We start from the raw sequence: 20920 nt of genomic DNA on the forward strand, positions 1-20920 counted from the left end.
GCCGGGGATCTGCTGAGCCGGACCCTAGATCCGTGTCCGGCGTACCGACCTGCCCGCCAGGACGTCCGTCCGGCGGGCGCCGTCGATCACGAAGCGGCCGTCGATCAGTACGTACGGGATCCCGGTCGGCAGGGTGCGCGGCGCGGCGAAGGTGGCACCGGCGGCGACCGTCTCCGGGTCGAAGAGGACCAGATCGGCGCGGTACCCCTCGCGTACGAGACCGCGGTCCGGCAGCCGCAGCCGGGCCGCGGGACGGCCGGTCAGCCGGGCCACGCACTCCTCCAGCGTCAGCACGCCCAACTCGCGTACGTAGTGGCCCAGATAGCGAGGGAACGTGCCGTACGCGCGCGGGTGCGGCTTGGCGCCCTGGAGGATGCCGTCGCTGCCGCCGGTGTGGACGCGGTGGCGCATGATCCGCCGGACGTTCTCCTCGTGGCCGACGTGCTGGAGGATCGTCGAGCCGAGCCCGTCCTCGACCAGCAGCCTGCGGGCCGTGGTCCACGGCTCCTCGCCCGCGCGCGCCGCCGACTCCGCGACCGTCCGGCCCACCAGCGCGCCGAGCCCCGGCGCCGATACGCCCGAGATCTCGATGGTGTCCCACTCGATCGGCACCCCGTGGCAGCCGTCCGAACCCGTCACCTCCAGGGCGTACCGGATCCGCTCGGCCTCGGCCCGGTCCTGGAGGCGGGCGAGCGTCGCGTCGGGGCCGCCCTCGCTCGCCCAGCTCGGCAGCATCGCGACGAGCGTGGTGGCGCCCGGCGTGTACGGATAGGTGTCGAGGGAGATGTCGGCGCCCGCTTCGAGCGCGCGGTCCAGCAGGGCCAGCAGCTCGGGTGCCCGGCCCTCGTTCTCCGCGAAGTTCATGGTGGCGTGGGCGAGATGGAGCGCGCAGCCCGCCGTGCGGCTGAGCGTCACCATCTCCTCGTACGCCTGGAGGGCGCCCGCCCCGTACGACCGGTGGTGCGGGCAGTAGTAGCCGCCGTAGCGCGCCACCACCCGGCACAGCTCGGTGAGTTCGGCGTCGTCCGCGTACATGCCGGGGGTGTAGGTCAGCCCGGACGACATGCCGACGGCGCCCTGTTCCAGTCCCTCGGCGACGAGTTGGCGCATCCGGTCCAGTTCGGCGCCGCTCGCCGGGCGGTCGTCCCAGCCGACGGCGAGCATCCGCACCGTGCCCTGCGGGACGAGATACGCGGCGTTGACGGCGATGCCCTGCCCGTCGAAGCCGTGGTCGAGCCGGTCCAGGTACTCACCGACCGTGCGCCAGTCGAAGTCGACGGACGGGTCGCCGGGGCCGCCGCCGTTCCATCCGGCGATGGCCCTGCGCACCTCGGCCAGGGCGGGGTCGTCCACGGGCGCGTACGACAGTCCGTCCTGGCCGATGACCTCAAGGGTCACCCCCTGCGCCGCCTTCGCCGAGTGGTCGGGGTCGCGGAGCAGCGCCAGGTCGCTGTGCGCGTGCATGTCGACGAAGCCGGGCGCCAGGACCAGACCCGCGGCCTCCACCACTCGGGCGCCGGACAGCCGCGGGCCCTCGCCCTCCCGCAGGATGCGGCTGATCCGTCCTTCCGTGACGCCGACGTCGGCGCGGTACGACGCGCCGCCGGTGCCGTCGGCGACGCGGGCGTCACGCAGGACGAGATCCATGGTGCGGGGGGCCTTTCGGGTCAGAAATACGTACGGACGAGGTCGGTGACCGTGCCGTCCGCCTCGACCAGCGGGATCAGCTGCCACTTGTCGAACGACGTGCACGGGTGGGAGAGCCCCATCCCCACCCAGTCGCCGACCTCCAGAACGGCGTCGGGCGAGGTGGTCAGCCAGCCGTGCTGGTCCGACAGCTTCTCGACGGCGATACCGGCCGCCGGGCGGACGGCGCCGGTGCGGGCGTCCCGTACGACCTGCGCCTCCGGCAGGTCGAGGTCGTACGCCGCGTCCCGCTTGCCCGCGTTGACGAACGCCTGCCCCGCCGACGGGCGGGAGACGACCTGCGCCCACAGTCGGAACGCCGGCTGGAGCGCGCCCTCCTCGGGCACCCGGTTGAACGGGGTGATCTCGCGGTAGTGGCCGTCGTCGTGCGAGATGTACGCGCCCGAGCGCAGCAGTTTCAGGACCGGCAGCGTCAGATCCGGGATGTCGGCGAAGACGTCGGCCACCGCGTCGAACCAGGCGCTGCCGCCCGCGCTGATCACGATCTCCTCGGCGCCGTCGAAGCGGCCCGCCCGGTCGAAGCCGGCGGCGAGCGCGGTCAGCCGGCGCAGCCAGTCGCGTACGGCCTCGTCGTCAGCCTCCGGCACCTCGCCCTCGTACCCGGCGACGCCGGTCAACCGCAGGGTGCGGGCGGCGGCCACGGCGTCGGCGACCGCGGCGCAGTCGGCCTCGGTGCGCGCACCCGTGCGCGCGCCCTCGCCGGCCGCCAGCTCGACCACGACCTCGACGGGGCGGGTCGCGCCCGCCGCGCGCAGGGCCTCGTCCATCAGCTCGACACCGCGTACGGAATCGACGTAACACAGGAACCGGAAGCCCGGGTCGCGGTCCAGCTCGGCGGCGATCCAGCGCAGGGCAGCCGCGTCGACCACCTCGTTGGCGAGGAAGATACGGGCGACGCCGAAGGCGCGGTAGACGCGCACCTGGTGGGGGACGGCCGCCGTGATGCCCCAGGCGCCGTGCGCGAGCTGCCGCTCGAAGAGCTGGGGCGACATGGACGTCTTGCCGTGCGGGGCGAAGGCCAGGCCGTGCCGCTCGGCGTACGTCTCCAGCAGCACCAGATTGTGCTCGACCGACTCGGCCGACAGGGCAAGTACGGGGGTGGTGAAGCCGCCGGTGAACAGCGAGCGACGCTCGGCCGCCAGCTCGCCCACGGTCAGTCCTTCGGCGTCCGGCGGGAGGCCCTTGAAGCGGTGGTCGACGGGCTCGTCACGCAACTGCGCCAGTCCTGAAAGCGGTTGTGCCGGCCGCTCGGCGGTCATGAAGCCTCCCGATCCCCGGCGTTGCAACATGTGCAACGCCCATTGCGTATAACGCTCATGATTGTCTAACATCCGAGCCGACGCCGGGTCAATGCCGGCGGACCGACATGGACCGACATGGACCGACACGGACCGACATGGATCGCAGCGGAGGAGCACCAGGGTGACCGGAACCGCAGGAGCCGAGGTCGTCTGCCTCGGTGAGTCCATGGTCACCTTCGTGCCCTCGCGCCCCGGCCGGCTGGCCGACGTCCCGTCCTTCGCCCGGACCATAGGCGGCGCGGAGTCCAATGTCGCCTGTGCCCTGGCCGCCGCCGGGCACTCCGTGAGCTGGGTCAGCCGGGTCGGCGCCGACGGGTTCGGTGACCATCTCGTCGACGCCGTCGCCGCGTACGGCGTCGACACCACCGGGGTCCACCGCGACCCGGACCGGCCCACCGGCATCTACTTCCGCACGGCGGGCGACCGCGCCACCGACACCCATGAGGTCCTCTACTACCGGGCGGGCTCGGCCGCCTCGGCGATGTCCCCGGCCAACACGCCGGTCGAAGGGCTGTGGTCGGGGACTGTGCTGCACGTCTCCGGGATCACGGCGGCCCTGTCCGCCGACTGTCTCGCCCTGATGCGCGAGATCACCACCAGGCGGCCGGGGCGCCCGCTGGTCTCCTTCGACGTCAACCACCGCCCGGGGCTGTGGCGCGACGCGTCCGGTGCCCGCGACGCCACCAGCGCCCGCGTCCTGCTGGAGCTGGCGCGCGGCGCCGACCTGGTCTTCGTCGGCGAGGACGAGGCGGCCGACGCGTGGGACCTGCACGGCGGGGACGCGATCCGCGCGGCGCTGCCGGAACCGGCCACCGTCGTCGTCAAGCGCGGCAGCGCGGGGGCCACGGTCTACCACGCGGCCCCGGGGCAGACCGGCGCCGGCGACACCGCCCCGTCCGACACCGCCCCGTCCGACACCGCCCCGTCCGACACCGTCACGTCCGTGCCCGCGCTGCGGGTCGACGTCGTCGCGCCGGTCGGCGCCGGTGACGCGTTCGCCGCCGGATTCCTCTCGGCGACCCTGCGCGGCCTCCCGATGGCCGCACGGCTGCGGCACGGCCATCTCACCGCAGCCGCCACCCTCACCGTCGCCGCCGACCTGGCCGCCCCGCCGGGCCGCGCGCACGCCGACCGGCTCGCCGCCCTCGACGACACGGCATGGGGCACACTGCGTCTGGGCCCCGGCTGGACGGCGGCCGCTGAGGAGGTGGCCACGCCATGAGCCAGACGGTCGACCGGGCGCTGAGCATCCTGCCGCTGCTCGCCCAGGGACCCGCCGACCTCGGCCAGGTGGCCGAGCGGCTGGACGTCCACAAGTCCACCGCGCTGCGGCTGCTGCGTACCCTCCACGAACACGGCCTGGTCTACCGGCAGCAGGACCAGCGGTACCGGCTCGGCGCCCGGCTGTTCGCGCTCGCCCAGGAAGCCGTCGAGAACCTCGACATCCGCGAGATCGCCCACCCCCATCTCGTCGCGCTCAACGAACAGTGCGGCCACACCGTCCATCTCGCGGTCCACGAGGACGGCGAAGTCCTCTACATCGACAAGGTGGAGAGCCGCTACCCGGTGCGGATGTACTCCCGTATCGGCAAGCCCGTGGCGCTCACCGTCGCCGCCGTCGCCAAGCTGCTGCTCGCCGACCTCCCCGAGCCCGAGCGCAGAGCGCTCGCCCAGCGGCTCGACTACCCCATGTACACGCCCCGTTCGACCCCCGACGCCGCCGCGTTCCTCGACGAGCTGGCGACCGTCAGGGCACAGGGCTGGGCCACCGACCTCGGTGGCCACGAGGAGTCCATCAACTGCGTCGGCGCGCCCGTCCGGGGTACGGAGGGCCGCGTCGTCGCCGCCATGTCGGTCTCGGCGCCCAATGTCGTCGTCACGGCCGACGAACTCCTCTCCCTGCTCCCGCTGGTGCGCCGCACCGCCGAAGCGATCAGCGGCGAGTACTCCGGCAACACCCCTACCAAGGAAGCTTCATGAGCGAGTCCGCACAGACCACAGGTACCACCCCCAAGACGGCGCTGACCCCGTCGACCCACACGGCCCCGCCGGCGAAGTTCTCGCACGGCGTCCGCAAGGGCAACATCCTCCAGGTCGCGGGACAGGTCGGCTTCCTGCCCGCGGTCGAGGGCCGGCCGCCGACGCCCGCGGGCCCCTCGCTGCGCGAGCAGACCCTGCAGACCCTCGCCAACGTCAAGGCCATCCTGGAGGAGGGCGGGGCGAGTTGGGACGACGTGATGATGATGCGCGTCTACCTCACGGACACCGGCCACTTCGCGGAGCTGAACGAGATCTACAACGCGTACTTCGAGGAGCAGCGCCTCCAGGCGCCGCCCGCCGCGCGCACCACGGTCTATGTGGGGCTGCCCAAGGGCCTGCTCATCGAGATCGACGCGCTGGCCGTGCTCGGCTGACGACGCGCGACAGCGCCGCCGGGTGAGGTTCGGCGGCGCTGCCGGCCCTGTGGGGGGCCCTTGGGGTGGTGCTGTTCCTGCGGGCTGGGCTACAGACCGTGCACGTGGGCGCCGACCGCGTCGGACCAGGCGTTGCCGGCCGTCGCGTCCCAGTTGGTCGACCAGGTCATCGCGCCGCGCAGCCCCGGGTAGGTCGTGGACGGCTTGAACGAACCGCAGTTGGTGCCCTTGGTCAGACAGTCCAGCGCGGCGTTGACCACGGAGGGCTCCACGTAGCCGCTGCCCGCGCCGCTCGGTGAGGCGGGGACGCCGATGCCGACCTGTGACGGGTCGAGACCGCCCTCCAGCTGGATGCAGGCGAGGGCGGTGAGGAAGTCCACCGAGCCCTGCGAGTACACGTTGCCGTCGCAGCCGAGCATCGAACCGCTGTTGTAGTACTGCATGTTGACGACGGTGAGGATGTCCTTCACGGCCAGCGCCGTCTTGAAGTACTCGCCCGACGTCGACTGCATGTCGATCGTCTGGGGCGCCATCGTCAGCACGAGGCCCGAACCGGCCTTCGCGGCGAGGGACTCCAGCGCCTGCGTCATGTAGGTGGAGTTGAGGCCGTTCTCCAGGTCGATGTCGACGCCGTCGAAGCCGTACTCCTGCATCAGCCCGTAGACCGAGTTGGCGAACGCGTCGGCGGAGGCCGAGTCGTTGACGGAGACGGTGCCGGTCTCGCCGCCGATGGAGATGACCACGGATTTGCCGGCCGCCTGCTTGGCCGCGACGTCCGCCTTGAACTGGTCGACGCTGTAGCCGCCGAGACCCGCCGAGTCGAGGTTGAAGGTGACCTCGCCGGGGTTGCCGGTCGCTTCGGCGAAGGCGACGGCGACGATGTCGTACTGGTCCTGGACGTCGGCGAGCGTCTGAACGGCCGCTCCGTTGTTGAAGTTCTGCCAGTAGCCGGTGACGGCGTGGGCGGGAACCGCGGCCGCGGTTGCGGCGGCCTTCGCCGGGGCGGCCTTGGTGGCGGCGGGGGCGCTGGGGGACGCCTGGGCCGACGGCAGCGCGAACGCGGCTGCGGCGATGACGCCGACGGTCGCGGCGAGCGCCGTGCGGATGCGAGGGCCGTGGGGACGGCGAATACCGCGTGAACGTTCTGTCCGGTGCACTGCATGGCCTCCGTGGGGGGAGAGTCTTGCGGGGATACGGAACGGTGGCCACCGCTGTGACACCAAGTTGGTCCAGACCATTGCCCTTGTCAAGACCTCGCGCAGTGACGCCGCCGGGGGAGCGGCGGCGCCACTGCCGGGATTCGTCCGCCGAGAACGGGCTACGGCAGGCTGTGGACGTGCGGTCCGACCGCGTTGGACCAGGCGTTGCCGGCCGTCGCGTCCCAGTTGGTCGACCAGGTCATCGCGCCGCGCAGCCCCGGGTAGGTCGTGGACGGCTTGAACGAACCGCAGTTGGTGCCCTTGGCCAGGCAGTCGAGGGCGTTGTTGACGACGGACGGGGCGACGTAGCCGCTGCCCGCACCGCGGGTGGAGGCCGGGACGCCGATGCCGACCTGGGACGGGGCGAGCCCGCCCTGGAGCTGGATGCAGGCGAGCGCGGTGATGAAGTCCACCGAGCCCTGGGAGTAGACCTTGCCGTCGCAGCCGAGCATCGAACCGCTGTTGTAGTACTGCATGTTGACGACGGTGAGGATGTCCTTCACGGCCAGGGCGGTCTTGAAGTACTCACCGGACGTCGACTGCATGTCGATCGTCTGCGGCGCCATCGTCAGGACCAGGCTCGGGCCCGCCTTCGCGGAGAGCTGGCGCAGCGCCTTCGTCATGTAGGTGGAGTTGAGGCCGTTCTCCAGGTCGATGTCGATACCGCTGAAGCCGTACTCCTGCATGAGTGAGTACGCGCTGTTGGCGAACGCGGTGGCGGACGCGTCGTTGCTGACGCTGACGCTGCCCGTCTCGCCGCCGACGGAGAGGATGACCGACTTGCCCGCCGCCTTCTTCGCGGCGATGTCCGCCTTGAAGTCGGCCGCCGACGCGTAACCGACCGCCGGGTCGAGGCTGAAGGCGAGCTGGCCCTGGGTGGCCGTCGCGTTGGCGAAGGACACGGCGATGATGTCGTACTGCGACGGCACGTCCCTGATCTTCTGGACCGTGGCGCCGTTGTTGAAGTTCTGCCAGTAGCCGGTCACCGCGTGCTTGGGCACCGAGGGGTTGCCGGGGTTGCCCGGATCGGTGCCGCCGGCCGAGGTCTTGCCGGCCACGGCGGTCGACTTGGCCGACTCACCCGCCGAGTTGGTCGCGCTCACCTGGAACTGGTACGAGGTGTTCGCGGCCAGGCCCGTCACCGTGGCCGAAGTGCCGGTCGCCGACTGGACCTTGGTCCCGGCGCGGTAGACGTTGTAGCCGGTCGCGCCGGACACGGCGCCCCAGTTGAGCGTGACCGAGGAGGACGTCACGGATCCGACGGAGAGGCCGCCGGGGGTGGCGGGCACCTGCGGGCCGGGGTCCGTGCCGCCGCCGCCGTCGGGACCGACGAGCGTCAGGTCGTCGGCGTAGTAGGCGGGCTGGCCGTACCAGCCGTTGGTGTAGACGCTGACGGACCGGGTCGAGGCGCCGGTGGTGAAGCGCGTCGAGAGCTGCTGCCAGCCGGAGGTGCCGGGGGTCCAGGTCGACACGTCGGTCGTCCCGGTGCCGGAGGCGCCGAGGTAGACGTAACTGCCCTGCACCCACGCGCTGAGCGTGTACGTGGAGTTGGGCTGGACGGCGACGCTCTGCGAGCACTTCGCGTTGTCGAGCCCGCTGGGGGTGCCCTGGAGGGCGGCCGCGCCCGCGTGGACGGGGGAGCTGACAGTGGTCCCGCTCCCGGCCGAACAGGTCCAGTTGGACAGCCCGGACTCGTAACCGCCGTTCTTTGCGACGTTGATGTCGGCGGCCTGCGCCGTGCCGGTGAGTCCGGTGATGGTCAGCGCTGCGGCGGACAGTGCCGCCACGGCACCGCCGATCCACGAGCGGCCTGTCCAGTTCCTCAGATGTCTTCGGTGTGCGCGTGCACGTTCCACTTGAAGCCTCCGCTGGCGTCGGGGGGAGGTACGGAAAAGCGGGAACGGTGGCCACCGTTGGGCGTAAAACTGGTCCAGACCAATAAACTTGTCAAGCCCTCCGCCGCCAGTTCCGGTTTCGGCCCGATCGGCGCGGGACGCCGTGGGAGCGCCGGGGCGAGTGGGAACGTACGGATCTGGGCACAGCTGTGGCGAGGGCCCGAGGCCCCAACCCGGACCCAAAGCGGCCGAGTTGGGTCAACTCTTCGGCAAGAAGGGACAAGTCCTGATACGTGAGTCAACCCATGACTGGTTCGCCCGTATTTGCCATCGGTGGCTGTGTACGGACGGTGGCACCGCGCATCCTAAAAGTGTTCTCTGGGCCTGAGGACGTGGATAAAGTGCTGGGACAGGAGCACGGAGCAGGAGAGATCTGCGGTCGCCGGGACTCCGGCGACCGGAGCGGAACGGGGAACCAGCGTGCCGACCGCAATTGCTGTCACCAGCCCTGATCTGGTGCTACCACCGACGGACCGCCAGACGCCCACGGCGGCGCTCCTGCCGTCCCCGGACACCCAGTCCCTGGAAGCCTCGCTCGCCGACATGCAGGGCCTGCTCGAACACCACGGCTACGTCGTCGTGCTCTACCCGGCGAACATCGCGACCGCCCATGAACGGCGGCTGCACACCGTGCGCTCGGTCCTGGAGAGTGACCGGATCGCGCTGCTGAAGCTCGACCTCCCGCCGCTCGGCGTCGCCGTACTCGTCCGCCAGCTGCGGCAGTTGTCGGTCTGCGACTTCAGCGCCGGCGTCGTCGCCTCCGCCGCCCGGCTGCTCTCGCACTACATCTACGCGGGGGCCCTGCTGGGCTCCGTCACCAAGCTCGACCGGGTCCCCGTCAGCCTCAAGAGCCACGCCAAGTCCTGGGTGCCCGGCGCCCAGTTCGGCGTACTCGCCAGCCCCGTACCGCAGTTGGTCAAAATCGGTGCGGGCGAACTCACCGGACCTGAATTCGCCACCCAACTCCTCGTCGCCAAAGGCCAGACGCAGTCCGACTGGCCCACGACGACGCTCGCCCCGCACTGGCAGGTCGGCGGAGTCGAGGAATGTGTCCTGCCCGCCGACTCGGCCGACTGGTGGGGCACCCAGAAGCTGATCGAATTCGCCGCTTTCCTGCCGGACATCACGGTGCTCTACCAACTCGTCGCATCCGTACGCCGGGAGATCTGTTCCTGGTGCGGTGTCGAACTCATAGGCGACCGTTGCGGATTCTGCTCGGCGCCGCTCGCGCCGCCCGAGAACCAGACCCGCGCGGTCGGTGTCCTGACCCAAGGAAGCCAGGGAAGCCAAGGCGGCCAGGGCAGACGGGCCCTGGGCGGCGGAGCCCGCGGAAGTCAGGGAGCAGCCTTGCGCCACGGGTCGTAACCGCAGGTCAGCCACCACCACGCCGTCCCCACGTCCCCGAACGAGGTCGTCCCGCTCATGAATTCACGGCAACGCCGCGGCATCATACTTCTGCTCCTCTCGGTCCTCTGCGCCTTCGGCGCTTTCGCCGGTGTCCTCTCGGTGATCAGCGACGTCAATTCGAAGGTCGGACCCGAAGTCTCGGCGTATGAGCTGAAAGCGGATGTCGCCCCGTACACGCCTTTGCAGGACGGGCAGTTCAAGAAGATCAAGATGCCGAAGCGCTGGCTCTCCCAGAACGCGGTGACGGACCTCTCCGTGGTCAGCGGAAAGATCGCGGTGACCCAGCTCAAGAAGGGCTCACTGCTCCAGGACGACATGATTGTGAAACGTCCCGCACTGGAGAGCGGCGAACAGGAAATCGCCATCATGATCGACGCGGCGACGGGCGTCGCCGGAAAGATCAACCCGGGGGACACGGTCAATATCTTCGCGACGTTCGCCGCCCAGAACGACAAGGAGAAGGACCAGTCCCGGATCATCGTCGCCAACGCCCGGGTCATCGACGTCGGCAGGCTCACCCCGCTCGAACCCAAGCAGGACGACCGGGGCAGCGGCCCGACCGAGGCAGTGCCGATCACCTTCGCCCTCAACACCACCGACGCCCAACGCGTCGCCTACGCCGAGTCCTTCGCCGATCACGTACGCCTCGCCCTGCTGGCCGACGGCAGTCCCACCACGCTGCGCCCGGGTGAGGGAACGTACGAGCTCAGCGAAGACGCGAACAAGTGAGCGCCCGATGACGACACGTATCCTCCCGGTCGTCGGAGATCCCGACGCCGCCCGCTCGATCACCACCCTGCTCAGCCAGCTCCCCGACGCGGAACCGGCGCCGCCCGTCGGCGACTCGACCCAGCTCATCGACCTGCTGGCGCGGCTGGCCGGCGAATCGCTCGACGAACTGCCCGAAGTCGTCCTGGTCCACGAGCGGATCGGCCCGGTGCCCGCGCTCGAACTGATACGGGACATAGCGCTGCGCTTCCCGTCGGTCGGCGTCATCCTCGTCACCACCGACCTCAGCCAGGGCGTCTTCGCCGCCGCCATGGACGCGGGCGCGCGTGGCCTCGTCACCATGCCGCTGAGCTACGAGGAACTGGCCAACCGGCTCCAGGCCGCTGCCCAGTGGTCCGTCGGGGTCCGCAGACACCTCGGCCACGGCGCCGACGTCTTCACCGGACCCGGCGGCACGGTCGTCACCGTCACCGGCGCGAAGGGCGGCGTGGGCACCACCGTCGTCGCCGTCCAACTCGCCCTCGCGGCGCAGGCGTCGGGCCGCAGCGTGGCGCTGGTGGACATGGACCTCCAGGCCGGCGACATCGCCTCGTACCTCGACGTACAGTTCCGCCGCTCGATCGTCGACCTCGCCGCCATCGCCGACATCTCCCCACGGGTCCTGTCCGACGCGGTGTTCAGCCACGCCACGGGTCTTGCGCTGCTGCTCGCGCCCGGCGACGGCGAACGCGGCGAGGAGGTCAGCGACCGGTCGGGCCGGCAGATCGTCAGCGCCCTGCGCGCGCGGTACGAGGTGGTGGTGGTCGACTGCGGATCGCAGATGACCAGCGCCAACGCGTCCGCGATCGAGATGGCGGACATCGCGCTGCTGGTCACCACCCCCGACGTGATCGCCGTACGGGCGGCGAAGCGGGTGGTGCGCATGTGGGACCGGCTCCAGATCCGCAAGGCGGAGGAGACGACGACGGTCGTCAACCGCTACACCCGTACGACGGAGATCCAGCCGCCGCTGATCCAGAAGATCACCGGGACGCGGCTGGTCGGGACCGCGATCCCGGCGAACTTCAAGGAGCTGCAGGCGGTGGTGGACGCGGGACGGCTCCAGGACCTGGAGAGCCGGAGCGTCGTCAAGCAGGCGCTGTGGGGCCTGGCCGGCGAACTGGGCCTGGTGAAGGTCCCCGAGGGCGCCGACCGCACCACCAAATTCCGGGGCGACCGCGGCTCGGTGGGGCTGCGGCGCAGACGAGGAACCAAGGAGGGGGACGGCTGACGATGGGAACTCTGGGAGTACGGGCGAAGGGCTTACGGCGGCGCCGCCCCCTGTTCGGGGCCGGTCAACTGCCCGGGGCCGGTCAACTGCCTCGGGCCGGTCGTCTGCTTGGCACCGGGCACCGGGACCGCGACCGGGGGCAGACGGCGATCGAGTTCGTCGGCATGACCCCGCTGATCCTGCTGATCTGCGTCGCGATGTGGCAGTGCGCGCTGATCGGCTACACCTTCATCCTCGCCGGCAACGCGGCCGACGTCGGAGCGCGGGTGGGGGCGACGGGCGGTGCGTGCGCGGCGGCGGCCCAGGAGGACCTGCCGAGCGCGTGGTCCGGCACGTTCAACTGCGGTGCGTCCGGCGGCCTGTACCGCGCCGATGTGGCGCTGAAGGTACCGGTGCTGGTGCCGGGCGCGCTGGACTGGCCGTTCACGGTGCACGGCAGCGCGGCGTCGGTAGAGGAGGGCTGAGGGATGCGCAGGGCACGTCGCGGAATAGCCCGGGAAGCCGGAGAAGCCCGGGAAGCCGGAGAAGCCCGGCGGTTGGGTCAGTCGGGTCAGTCGGGCCAAGTGGCCATCGAATACCTGGGCTTCATCCCGTTGCTGCTGATAGTGGCGCTGCTGGCCATCCAGTTGGGGCTCGCCGCGTACGCGGCGAACCAGGCGGGCACGGCGGCGCGGGTGGCGGCGCGGGTGGCGAGCCAGGACCAGCAGGACCAGAAGCAGTCCCCCGAGTCTGCGGGCCAGAACGCGGTCAGCGGCTGGCTGCACCCCGCCATCTCGGGCGGCGCGGGGGGCGACAGCGCGACGTACACGGCCACGATCAAGGTCCCCACACTGGTGCCGGGTGTCGACTGGGGGACCGCCCGGCGCAGCTCGACCATGCCCATGCCAGGCAACTGACCCGGCGGACCAGGAACCGAACGGAGCTACGCACCATGAGCTTGCGGGCACGGATCACCTCCCCCGAGGAGAACGGCGCGAGGGGAGGAGACAGCCACCTCGTCACCACGTACCGCGCCAAACTGCTGGAGGAGATCGACCTCGCCGAGATGTCGGCCCTGGCCGCCGCCGACCGGCGCGCCAGGCTGGAGCGGGTCCTCGGGCACATCATCAGCCGCGAGGGCCCGGTGCTGTCGACGTCCGAGCGCTCGCAGCTGATCCGCCGGGTCGTCGACGAGGCCCTGGGCCTCGGCATCCTGGAGCCGCTGCTGGAGGACGCGTCGATCACGGAGATCATGGTCAACGGACCCGACCAGATCTTCGTCGAGCGCGGCGGCCGGGTGGAACAGCTCCCGATCAGGTTCGGCTCGCACGAGCAGCTGATGCAGACCATCGAACGTATCGTCTCGACCGTCAACCGCCGGGTGGACGAGTCGAATCCGATGGTCGACGCGCGCCTGCCGTCCGGCGAGCGCGTCAACGTCATCATCCCGCCGCTGTCCCTGACCGGCGCCACCCTCACCATCCGCCGCTTCCCGCGCTCCTTCACCCTGCACGAGCTGATCAGCTTCGGCTCGATCGACGAGCAGATGCTGCTCCTGCTGTCGGGCCTGGTCCAGGCGAAGTTCAACATCATCGTCTCCGGCGCGACCGGCACGGGGAAGACGACGCTCCTCAACGCGCTGTCCGGGCTCATCCCCGAAGGCGAACGCATCATCACCATCGAGGACTCGGCCGAACTCCAGCTCCAACAGGCCCATGTGATCCGGCTGGAGTCCCGCCCGGCCAACGTCGAGGGCAAGGGGCAGATCAACATCCGCGACCTGGTGCGCAACTCGCTGCGTATGCGGCCCGACCGCATCGTCGTCGGTGAGGTCCGAGGCGGCGAATCGCTCGACATGCTCCAGGCGATGTCGACGGGTCACGACGGCTCCCTGGCCACCGTGCACGCCAACAGCGCCGAGGACGCCCTGATGCGGTTGCAGACGCTGGCGTCGATGTCGGAGGTGCAGATCCCCTTCGAGGCGCTGCACGACCAGATCAACAGCGCCATCGACGTCATCGTCCAGCTCACCCGGCACGCCGACGGATCCCGCAGGGTCACCGAGATCGCCCTGCTCGACTCGCACGGCAGGGAGGGCTACCGCATCGTCAGCGCCGTCCGCTTCGCCGCCCGCCCGCTCGACGCGAGCGGCCGGGTGTACGGCGAGTTCCGCTACTTCCCCCTGCCCCGCAGAGTGGCCGAGCGCATGTACATGGCGGGCCAGCCCATCCCCCAGGCATTCGGAGTCGCCGTGTCCGAAGAGCAGCTCCTCACCCGAGAGGCCAAGTAGGTAGCCCGCCATGGACAATCCCGCTCAGATCACCATCGGCGTCACGCTCCTGGCCTGCCTGTTCGGCGTCCTCGGGGTACGCCTGTACGCGTCGGGCCACGCCCAGCGCCAGGACCTGATCGACCGGCTCTCCGCGACGGGCCAGGTGGCGGTCACCACCCGCAGACGCCGCTTCACCGGCATCGACCGTCGCCTGCGCCGTACCCGCCTCGGCCGCAGGATCGAACTCAAACTGGGTGCGACGGGTCTCGACCTCACCCCGGGCGAGTTCTTCGTCTACATGCTGGCGGCAGTGGCCGTGCTCTGGCTGATAGCCGCCACCGTCCTCGCCTCCTTCTTCGGCCCCCTGGCGGGCCTCGCCGCGCTCTGGGGCGCCAACACCTTCCTCAACTGGCAGCGCGGCAAGCGCATCGAGCGCTTCATCAACCAACTCCCGGAACTGAGCCGCATCCTGGCCAACGCCACCCAGGCCGGCCTGGCCCTGCGCACCGCCATCGCGATGGCGGCGGAGGAACTGGAAGCCCCGGCAGGCGAAGAACTCAGCCGGGTCGCCCACCGCCTGGCGGTCGGCGAATCGCTGGACGACGCACTGGGCGAGCTGGCGGAACGGCTCCCGTCGAGAGAGCTGGTCGTCCTGGTCACCACCCTGGTCCTGTCGAACCGCGCGGGCGGCACGGTGGTCAGCTCGCTGCGGAACCTGACGCAGACGCTGGAGGAACGGAAGGAAACGCGGCGCGAGGTGCGGACGCAGCTGTCGCAGGTGACGGTGACGGCGTACGCGGTCCCGGGGTTCGGCCTCGCCGCCCTGCTGATGCTGAATCTCGTGCTGCCGGGCGCCCTGGACCGGATGACGGGAGCGTTCGTCGGGCAGGCCGCGGTGATTATCTCCCTGGTCCTTTACGCGATCGGATTTCTCGTCATCCGCCGCTTTTCCCGTATCGACGTCTGAGGAGGGCGACGACCATGGAGCTACTGCTCGCCGCGGTGATCGGCCTCAGTGTCTACGGGGCGATCCACGGCATCCGGATGTACCGCGCCGACGCCAAACTCCCCAGCGACCTGGCCATCGCACTCGAAGTGGGCGCGACCCGCACCACCGCCGTCGGGTCGGTCATCGACCGGCTCGGCATGCGCTGGGCGCCCACGGTGCTGCGGCTGATGGGCCCCAAACTGGTCGACAAGAAACGCCGCCAGATCGACATGGCCGGCAATCCCGGCGGTCTCACCATCGACCGTTACGGGGCGCGCCGGGCGGTCTACGGATTCCTCGGCGTGCTCGGCGCCATCGTGATGATCGCGCGCGGGCAGGTCTTCCTGGCGATGTTCATGGCCGCCTTCGGTCTGGTGTGGGTCGAGGTGGGCATCTGGTCGGCCGTCCGCGTCCGCAAGGCCGACATCGAACGCACCCTGCCGGACTTCCTGGACGTGCTGGCGGTGGTCGTGAGCGCCGGACTCGGCTTCCGGCAGGCGCTCGGCCGGGTCGCCGAGAAGTACGAAGGTCCGTGGAGCGACGAACTGCGCATCACCTTGCGGCAGATGGACATGGGAGTCAGCCGCAGGAAAGCCTTCGAGGAACTGCGCCGGAGGAACGACTCGGACCAGGTCGCGATGTTCGTCACCGCGCTCCAGCAAGGTGAGGAGCTGGGCGCACCAATCGTCGACACCCTCATCGCCATTGCCAACGACATGCGGCGGACGGATGCGCAGAACGCACGCAGGAAGGCGGCGAAAGCCATTCCCAAGGCGACTCTCGCCGTCACCACATTCCTGCTGCCGGGCACGCTGATTCTGCTGATGGTGGGCTTCTTCTACGGATCGAACATCGATTTCAGCATCCTCGGAGGATGACGGGCCGTTAACCGAGTGATGCCGGGGAGGAGGTGGGGGCGTGGCGAAGCCGCGGAGCCGATGGACTCGGCTGCCGTCCGTGCCGGTCGGCGGCCTCGGCCTGACCCCGGCGCCGCCGGAGACCACACCTGCGCTCTCCCTCCAGCTCAACGCGTTGCAGGCGCTGTGCCGTCAGGTCTTCGGCTTCCGGCTGGCGATGATCGCCGTCGCCACCCCGTTCGCCCTGGCCCGCACCGCACCGGGCCTGCCCGCCGTCTTGATCGGGGCAGCCGTACTGGTCACCTTCATGGGGTCGTACGTGCTCTTCCGGGACTGGGAGAGATTCGGCCGTCTGCTGTTGCAATACCCCTGGCTGCTGGTGATCGACACTCTCTTCGGCGCCCTGCTGCTCATCACCGCGACCCCGGACTCCACCCTGGCCTACGTCACCGTCTGCACCCCGCTGCTGGCGGGACTGGTCTACGGGTGGCGGGGAGCCGGCGTCTTCGCGACGCTCCAGATACTGATCCTGGTGGGTGTCCACGCCGCCGAACCCGACGAGGGCGGGGTCGTGGCCACCGCGCTGCTCCTGCCGGGCTTCTGCGTGATCGCGGGCGCGGTCGGCGTGACGCTGCGGGGGCTCCTCCTGCGGTTCGGTACGGCGAGCCAGGCCCTGACCGACACCCGCGCGCGGCTCGCGGTGAGCGAGGCCATCGAGGAGGAACGCGCCAGGCTCGCCCGGGAGATGCACGACTCGGTGGCCAAGACCCTGCACGGCCTGGCACTTGCGGCGGACGGCCTGGCAGGGTCCGCCGGCCGCCTGGACCCCGAAACCGTCCGGCTCCAGGCCGAGCTTGTCGCCCGCTCCGCACGCCGGGCGGCGTCGGAGTCCCGCGAACTGCTCTTCGACCTGCGGCGAGAGTCGGGCCTTGACGGCGGTATCGCCCTGATCGCCGAACTGGGCGCCCGGACCGTCGACTTCGAGCGGCGCAGCGGTCTCCGTACGTCGTTCGGACGGCTCGGCGCCGACGCCGTGCCGCCCCTGCCGCACGCGGTGGCCAGGCAACTGCTGACCATCGCCTCCGAGGCGATGGAGAACGCGCACCGGCACGCCCGCGCGGACCAGGTGGCGGTCTGTGCCGGTGTCGTCGGCGACCAACTGCGGGTCAGCGTCTACGACGACGGACGCGGCCTGCCGCCCGGGACCACCCTCGACGACCTCAGACGGGCCGGGCACTTCGGTCTCGTCGGCATGGTCGAGCGGGCCGCCGGTATCGGCGCCCGTATCCGTATCGGCAGAGGAGGGGCCAAGGTGGGCACGGAAGTCCGGGTCGACCTGCCCCTCGCCGCTCTCCGCTCCTCGCAACTGCCCTTGCCCCCGGGCCCGTTCTCTCCGATGTCTACCTCGACATGAACGTCCCTCTCGACACGACCCCGACCCGAGTGCCACCCAGAGGAGGCCGCACGATGCCGGACGACTCTTTCCCCGCCTTTCCCGGACCCGCGGCGGCGAGTGCCCCGCTGCGCGTGGTGGTGGCCGACGACAACCCGGTGGTACGGGCGGGACTGACGGTCCTGCTGTCGGGCCGCGCGGACATCGAGGTCGTGGCCGAGGCGGCGGACGGCCGCGAGGCGTACGAGGCGGCCCACAGCTCCCGCCCGGACGTGGTGCTGCTCGACGTCCGGATGCCGGGCGTGGACGGCATCTCGGCGCTGCCGCACATCGTGCGGATCTGCCCGGTGCTGATGCTGACGTACAGCCGCGAGAGCGAGATAGTCCACGAGGCGCTACGACTGGGCGCGGGCGGTTACCTGGTGCACGGCGAGTTCACGGCCGACCAACTCGTCTCGGCGGTACGGGACATCGAGCAGGGCCGGGCACACTTCACGCCTACGGCGGCGAACGCGCTCCTGCACGAGATGCGCCGCGGCCCGGCGCCGGTGGCGGGGCGGCCACTGCCGGAAGGGCTCGGCACTGTCTATCCGGGCGATGCGAATGCACATGAAGATCCGCGATTGCCTGAGATGAATCATGATGCCTTTACCAGCGGTTTCTCTCCGTCAGCCGCAAAGAATCCGCATTCGACGGCACGAGGGCTTTCGCAACTGCAATCGAATGTGTCACAGTCTTCGGTGAGGCCGTCGGTCGATCCGGTCCCTCGCGATCGGCCGGAACTGGGCCTGAGCGCGCGGGAGATGGAGATCATGGACCTGATCGCATCGGGCATGAGCAATCATCAGATCGCGGCGACCTGTTTCATCAGTGAGAAGACAGTCAAGAACCACATCAATCGGATCTTCGCGAAGTTGGCCAGCGGCAGTCGCAGCGAAGCGATCGCGAAGTGGCTCGGCACGATGCCGAGCGGTGGGCCCGGCAGGGGGGTGATCGGTCATGGTTGAGGCGAGGGGGACGGCTGCACGCGTCCGTGGCTCATTTTGGGCCCAAAAATGGGTCCAGGGGCCCTCTGCCGGGCATGGTGTAAAGGCGTACGTTTCTCGCGTCGCGGGCGGTACCCGGCAACCGACGACCGGTAACGACGGCGACGCCCAAGGGACTTACTCGGCGGCCGTCAGGCGGTCGGTCCAACCTGGAGGGGAACCCCATGCCGAACAACGCCATGACGAAGGCCGCCGTCGACACCAAGGTGCGGGTCAACGGTTGGGCGAACACGATCGTTTCGCGGATGCAGAAGCGTTACGTGGACAAGGACCGGGGCCAGACGGCGTTCGAGTACCTGGGGATCATTCTGGTCGTTGTGGCGATCATCGCCGCCATCCTGGCCACCGGAATCGGCGGGGCGATCTCCTCGCGGATCAGCGGTTTGGTGAGTTCCATCACCGCGGGATGATCCAGCGCCGTCACGGCGACCAAGGGCAGGCTTTCCCCATCTACATCGTGATGGTGGCGGGCCTGCTCTTTCTCGCGCTCGCGTTCTTCGCCGTGGGCAAGGCCGCGGCGACCCGCAACGGTGCCCAGGGTGCAGCCGACGCCGCGGCACTCGCCGCGGCGCAGGACGCACGCGACCTGATGGGGCCGGACTTTCTCGCGGCGCTGCTCCGGCCCGACGGGCTGGAGGATTTCCTCAGCGGCAACAATCTGCTGACAGCTCATCCGTGCTTCCAGGCCGGGGTCTTCGCAGGGAAGAACCGCGCCGATCTGACCGGGGCCGGCTGCGTGCCGTACAGCGGGGCCGACGGCGACGGGTTCACGGTCGATGTCAGGACGCGGTACACGGTCGGGCAGTCCGTGATCCCCGGGACGGAGCAGCGGCATGCCACGGCCAAGGCGACGGCCGTTGTCGTGTTCCGCTGCACGTGGCGGGAGGCGGACGGCCCGAGCGGGGAACCGGGGGAGACCCCGAGTGGCGAACCCGGTCCGAGCCCGAGCGGAGAGCCTGGCGGGGAACCCGGTGACGAACCGGGCGGGTCTCCCGCACCCATCACCTTCACCTGCGCCGGCGGTGGCACCTTCGACATCGATCCGACCGACCCGGGCTCATGGCTCGATCTGGCCGACCGGCTTTTCACCGTCCACCTGGTTGACGTCGCCTGACAGCGATTGACAAGAAAGAAAGCGGTATCCATGAAGATGCGCCGAACGAAGAGAGCCCGGAGGGCAGCGGTAGTGACGTCGGCGGCCATCGCCTTCGCCCTCGGTGTCGCCGGATGCGGTGGGGGCGGTGACGAAGAAGGCAAGGGAGAGACGCCCCAGGCGTCCGCCCCGTCTTCGCAGTCGGCAAGCGACGAGCCTTCGCCGAGCGTCACTTCCTCTCCGGAAATCGTGGATCCGAACATCAAACTCGCCGAGGTCGCGGGGCGCGGCGGCCTGGTATTGACCGTCCATCAGATCAAGCGCGACACGGGCGGCTTCATCACCGTCAACGCCGAGATCAAGAACCCGACTTCCGGGGCGCTTCCGCTGTCAGGCATGGAAGGCCTGGAGAGCGGTGTCGTGGCGAACAACCCCAATTCGGTGGCCGGCGCCACGCTGGTCGACACGGCGGGAAAGAAGCGTTATTACGTCCTGCGTGACACGGACAACCGGTGTCTTTGCACGACGGGGCTGCTGCCGCTGCAGCCCGATAAATCGACGCCCGTGTTCATGCAGTTCCCCTCGCCCCCCGACGGGGTCGTCGATGTCGATCTCACAGTGCCGACGTTCGCCGCGGCCTCGCTGAAAATCAGCGGGTGATGATCGCCATGCCCATTGCCCGGAGTCGTACTCAGTCGAGATCGCCACATGGTGCCGGGACATTCCTGACGGCATTCGCGTTCCTTGTGACGTCCAGCGTCCTCGGTACGGGGGCAGTTCCCGCTTTCGCCGACGACGGCCCCAGCGTCCCGCCCGGCACCGAGGCCTCGGCTTCGCCGCCCGTCGAGGTCGACGGCACCGACCCCGACCTCAAGCTGCCGGAAGGCGGCACCCTCGGGCCGTCCAAGGTGCTGGACATCGTCCAGGTCGTCGAGGACCAGGGCGGGGAGGAGCGGCGGGAGGACACCAACGCCGAGATCACCTTCGCGCTCCAGGCCGAGGTGCTCTTCGGCAAGGACAGCGCGAAGCTCACCGGCCAGGCCAACTCCCGTATCGCCGCCATCGCGAACGAGATCAAGAAGCAGCACGCCGGCAACATCCGGGTCTTCGGCTTCACGGACAACCTCGGCACCTACGAACACGGCAAGGTGCTCTCCAAGCAGCGTGCCGACGCCGTACAGGGCCTGCTTGCACAGCAGTTGAACGGTGCCACCGTCACGTACGAGGTCCGGGGGTACAGCGAGGACTATCCGATCGCTGACAACGGCACCGAAGAGGGCCGTAAGAAGAACCGTCGCGTGGAGGTCTCCTTCCCGCGCGGCGAGGGCGGTGGATCGCAGAGCTGATCCGGGGCGGGGCCTCCGGCGCGG

General features: G+C 70.0%; 21 protein-coding genes. 17 read left to right on the forward strand and 4 right to left on the reverse strand.

Going from position 1 to position 20920, the window contains the following annotated elements:
* Nucleotides 1-24: 24 nt before the first annotated feature.
* Nucleotides 25-1647, reverse strand: coding sequence for an N-acyl-D-amino-acid deacylase family protein (locus OHS57_RS24595; protein WP_328583365.1), 1623 nt, complete (start codon nt 1645-1647; stop codon nt 25-27).
* 20 nt (nt 1648-1667) lie between these two features.
* A complete protein-coding gene (locus tag OHS57_RS24600) occupies nt 1668-2966 on the reverse strand; it encodes an alanine racemase (protein ID WP_328583366.1) in 1299 nt (432 codons plus the stop codon).
* Nucleotides 2967-3174: 208 nt separating this feature from the next.
* On the opposite strand from OHS57_RS24600, the gene OHS57_RS24605 reads away from it, so the two are divergent.
* The 3 genes from OHS57_RS24605 to OHS57_RS24615 are packed head-to-tail and all read left to right on the forward strand — an operon-like array spanning nt 3175 to nt 5422.
* Nucleotides 3175-4230, forward strand: a complete 1056-nt coding sequence (locus OHS57_RS24605; protein ID WP_443043094.1) for a sugar kinase — start codon at nt 3175-3177, stop codon at nt 4228-4230.
* Nucleotides 4227-4988, forward strand: coding sequence for an IclR family transcriptional regulator (locus OHS57_RS24610; RefSeq protein ID WP_328583368.1), 762 nt, complete (start codon nt 4227-4229; stop codon nt 4986-4988). The genes OHS57_RS24605 and OHS57_RS24610 overlap by 4 nt, the downstream gene beginning before the upstream one ends.
* Entirely contained in the window at nt 4985-5422 is a 438-nt protein-coding gene (locus OHS57_RS24615; RefSeq protein WP_328583369.1) for a RidA family protein, read from the forward strand. Before OHS57_RS24610 ends, OHS57_RS24615 begins: the two co-directional genes overlap by 4 nt.
* Before the next feature lie 89 nt (nt 5423-5511).
* Here OHS57_RS24615 and OHS57_RS24620 read toward each other — a convergent pair whose 3' ends face one another.
* Both OHS57_RS24620 and OHS57_RS24625 read right to left on the reverse strand, forming a co-directional pair.
* Nucleotides 5512-6552: a chitinase gene (locus OHS57_RS24620; RefSeq protein WP_443043095.1), complete on the reverse strand. Its 1041-nt coding sequence runs from the start codon at nt 6550-6552 to the stop codon at nt 5512-5514.
* 188 nt (nt 6553-6740) lie between these two features.
* Nucleotides 6741-8477 (reverse strand): chitinase, encoded by a 1737-nt coding sequence (locus OHS57_RS24625; protein ID WP_443042958.1) that lies wholly within the window; start codon nt 8475-8477, stop codon nt 6741-6743.
* 459 nt (nt 8478-8936) lie between these two features.
* On the opposite strand from OHS57_RS24625, the gene OHS57_RS24630 reads away from it, so the two are divergent.
* The 14 genes from OHS57_RS24630 (at nt 8937) to OHS57_RS24695 (ending at nt 20896) form a co-directional block, all read left to right on the forward strand.
* Complete coding sequence (locus tag OHS57_RS24630; protein ID WP_328583371.1) at nt 8937-9881, forward strand: hypothetical protein; 945 nt, start codon at nt 8937-8939, stop codon at nt 9879-9881.
* Nucleotides 9882-9938: 57 nt separating this feature from the next.
* A complete protein-coding gene (cpaB, locus tag OHS57_RS24635; protein WP_328583372.1) occupies nt 9939-10652 on the forward strand; it encodes a Flp pilus assembly protein CpaB in 714 nt (237 codons plus the stop codon).
* A gap of 7 nt (nt 10653-10659) precedes the next feature.
* Nucleotides 10660-11922 carry an AAA family ATPase gene (locus OHS57_RS24640; protein ID WP_041985087.1) on the forward strand — a complete coding sequence of 421 codons (1263 nt, stop codon included), beginning with the start codon at nt 10660-10662 and terminating at the stop codon, nt 11920-11922.
* A gap of 2 nt (nt 11923-11924) precedes the next feature.
* Nucleotides 11925-12386: a TadE family protein gene (locus tag OHS57_RS24645; protein WP_078863441.1), complete on the forward strand. Its 462-nt coding sequence runs from the start codon at nt 11925-11927 to the stop codon at nt 12384-12386.
* Nucleotides 12387-12485: 99 nt separating this feature from the next.
* Nucleotides 12486-12818 (forward strand): TadE/TadG family type IV pilus assembly protein, encoded by a 333-nt coding sequence (locus tag OHS57_RS24650; protein WP_041985084.1) that lies wholly within the window; start codon nt 12486-12488, stop codon nt 12816-12818.
* A 35-nt stretch (nt 12819-12853) separates the two neighbouring features.
* Entirely contained in the window at nt 12854-14191 is a 1338-nt protein-coding gene (locus OHS57_RS24655; protein ID WP_041985081.1) for a CpaF family protein, read from the forward strand.
* 10 nt (nt 14192-14201) lie between these two features.
* On the forward strand, nt 14202-15140 hold the full coding sequence (locus tag OHS57_RS24660) for a type II secretion system F family protein (protein WP_328583373.1): 939 nt from the start codon (nt 14202-14204) through the stop codon (nt 15138-15140).
* A 14-nt stretch (nt 15141-15154) separates the two neighbouring features.
* Nucleotides 15155-16039, forward strand: a complete 885-nt coding sequence (locus OHS57_RS24665) for a DUF5936 domain-containing protein (protein WP_328583374.1) — start codon at nt 15155-15157, stop codon at nt 16037-16039.
* Nucleotides 16040-16118: 79 nt separating this feature from the next.
* Nucleotides 16119-17432 carry a sensor histidine kinase gene (locus OHS57_RS24670; protein ID WP_328585160.1) on the forward strand — a complete coding sequence of 438 codons (1314 nt, stop codon included), beginning with the start codon at nt 16119-16121 and terminating at the stop codon, nt 17430-17432.
* Nucleotides 17433-17485: 53 nt separating this feature from the next.
* Nucleotides 17486-18418 carry a response regulator transcription factor gene (locus OHS57_RS24675; protein WP_328583375.1) on the forward strand — a complete coding sequence of 311 codons (933 nt, stop codon included), beginning with the start codon at nt 17486-17488 and terminating at the stop codon, nt 18416-18418.
* Between the two features lie 203 nt (nt 18419-18621).
* Nucleotides 18622-18867, forward strand: coding sequence for a Flp family type IVb pilin (locus OHS57_RS24680; RefSeq protein ID WP_443042959.1), 246 nt, complete (start codon nt 18622-18624; stop codon nt 18865-18867).
* Complete coding sequence (locus OHS57_RS24685; RefSeq protein WP_328583376.1) at nt 18864-19571, forward strand: pilus assembly protein TadG-related protein; 708 nt, start codon at nt 18864-18866, stop codon at nt 19569-19571. Before OHS57_RS24680 ends, OHS57_RS24685 begins: the two co-directional genes overlap by 4 nt.
* Nucleotides 19572-19643: 72 nt before the next feature.
* Nucleotides 19644-20210 carry a hypothetical protein gene (locus OHS57_RS24690; protein ID WP_328583377.1) on the forward strand — a complete coding sequence of 189 codons (567 nt, stop codon included), beginning with the start codon at nt 19644-19646 and terminating at the stop codon, nt 20208-20210.
* An 8-nt stretch (nt 20211-20218) separates the two neighbouring features.
* Nucleotides 20219-20896, forward strand: coding sequence for an OmpA family protein (locus OHS57_RS24695; protein WP_328583378.1), 678 nt, complete (start codon nt 20219-20221; stop codon nt 20894-20896).
* Nucleotides 20897-20920 lie beyond the last annotated feature (24 nt).

This window comes from Streptomyces sp. NBC_00370, from assembly GCF_036084755.1.
Lineage (GTDB): Bacteria > Actinomycetota > Actinomycetes > Streptomycetales > Streptomycetaceae > Streptomyces.

Bases quoted from the DNA above. Each gene is read 5' to 3' on its own strand.
- OHS57_RS24595 (WP_328583365.1), bottom strand. From the start codon at position 1,647: ATGGATCTCGTCCTGCGTGACGCCCGCGTCGCCGACGGCACCGGCGGC.
- OHS57_RS24600 (WP_328583366.1), bottom strand. From the start codon at position 2,966: ATGACCGCCGAGCGGCCGGCACAACCGCTTTCAGGACTGGCGCAGTTG.
- OHS57_RS24605 (WP_443043094.1), top strand. From the start codon at position 3,175: ATGGTCACCTTCGTGCCCTCGCGCCCCGGCCGGCTGGCCGACGTCCCG.
- OHS57_RS24610 (WP_328583368.1), top strand. From the start codon at position 4,227: ATGAGCCAGACGGTCGACCGGGCGCTGAGCATCCTGCCGCTGCTCGCC.
- OHS57_RS24615 (WP_328583369.1), top strand. From the start codon at position 4,985: ATGAGCGAGTCCGCACAGACCACAGGTACCACCCCCAAGACGGCGCTG.
- cpaB (WP_328583372.1), top strand. From the start codon at position 9,939: ATGAATTCACGGCAACGCCGCGGCATCATACTTCTGCTCCTCTCGGTC.
- OHS57_RS24640 (WP_041985087.1), top strand. From the start codon at position 10,660: ATGACGACACGTATCCTCCCGGTCGTCGGAGATCCCGACGCCGCCCGC.
- OHS57_RS24645 (WP_078863441.1), top strand. From the start codon at position 11,925: ATGGGAACTCTGGGAGTACGGGCGAAGGGCTTACGGCGGCGCCGCCCC.
- OHS57_RS24655 (WP_041985081.1), top strand. From the start codon at position 12,854: ATGAGCTTGCGGGCACGGATCACCTCCCCCGAGGAGAACGGCGCGAGG.
- OHS57_RS24660 (WP_328583373.1), top strand. From the start codon at position 14,202: ATGGACAATCCCGCTCAGATCACCATCGGCGTCACGCTCCTGGCCTGC.
- OHS57_RS24665 (WP_328583374.1), top strand. From the start codon at position 15,155: ATGGAGCTACTGCTCGCCGCGGTGATCGGCCTCAGTGTCTACGGGGCG.
- OHS57_RS24675 (WP_328583375.1), top strand. From the start codon at position 17,486: ATGCCGGACGACTCTTTCCCCGCCTTTCCCGGACCCGCGGCGGCGAGT.
- OHS57_RS24680 (WP_443042959.1), top strand. From the start codon at position 18,622: ATGCCGAACAACGCCATGACGAAGGCCGCCGTCGACACCAAGGTGCGG.
- OHS57_RS24685 (WP_328583376.1), top strand. From the start codon at position 18,864: ATGATCCAGCGCCGTCACGGCGACCAAGGGCAGGCTTTCCCCATCTAC.
- OHS57_RS24695 (WP_328583378.1), top strand. From the start codon at position 20,219: ATGCCCATTGCCCGGAGTCGTACTCAGTCGAGATCGCCACATGGTGCC.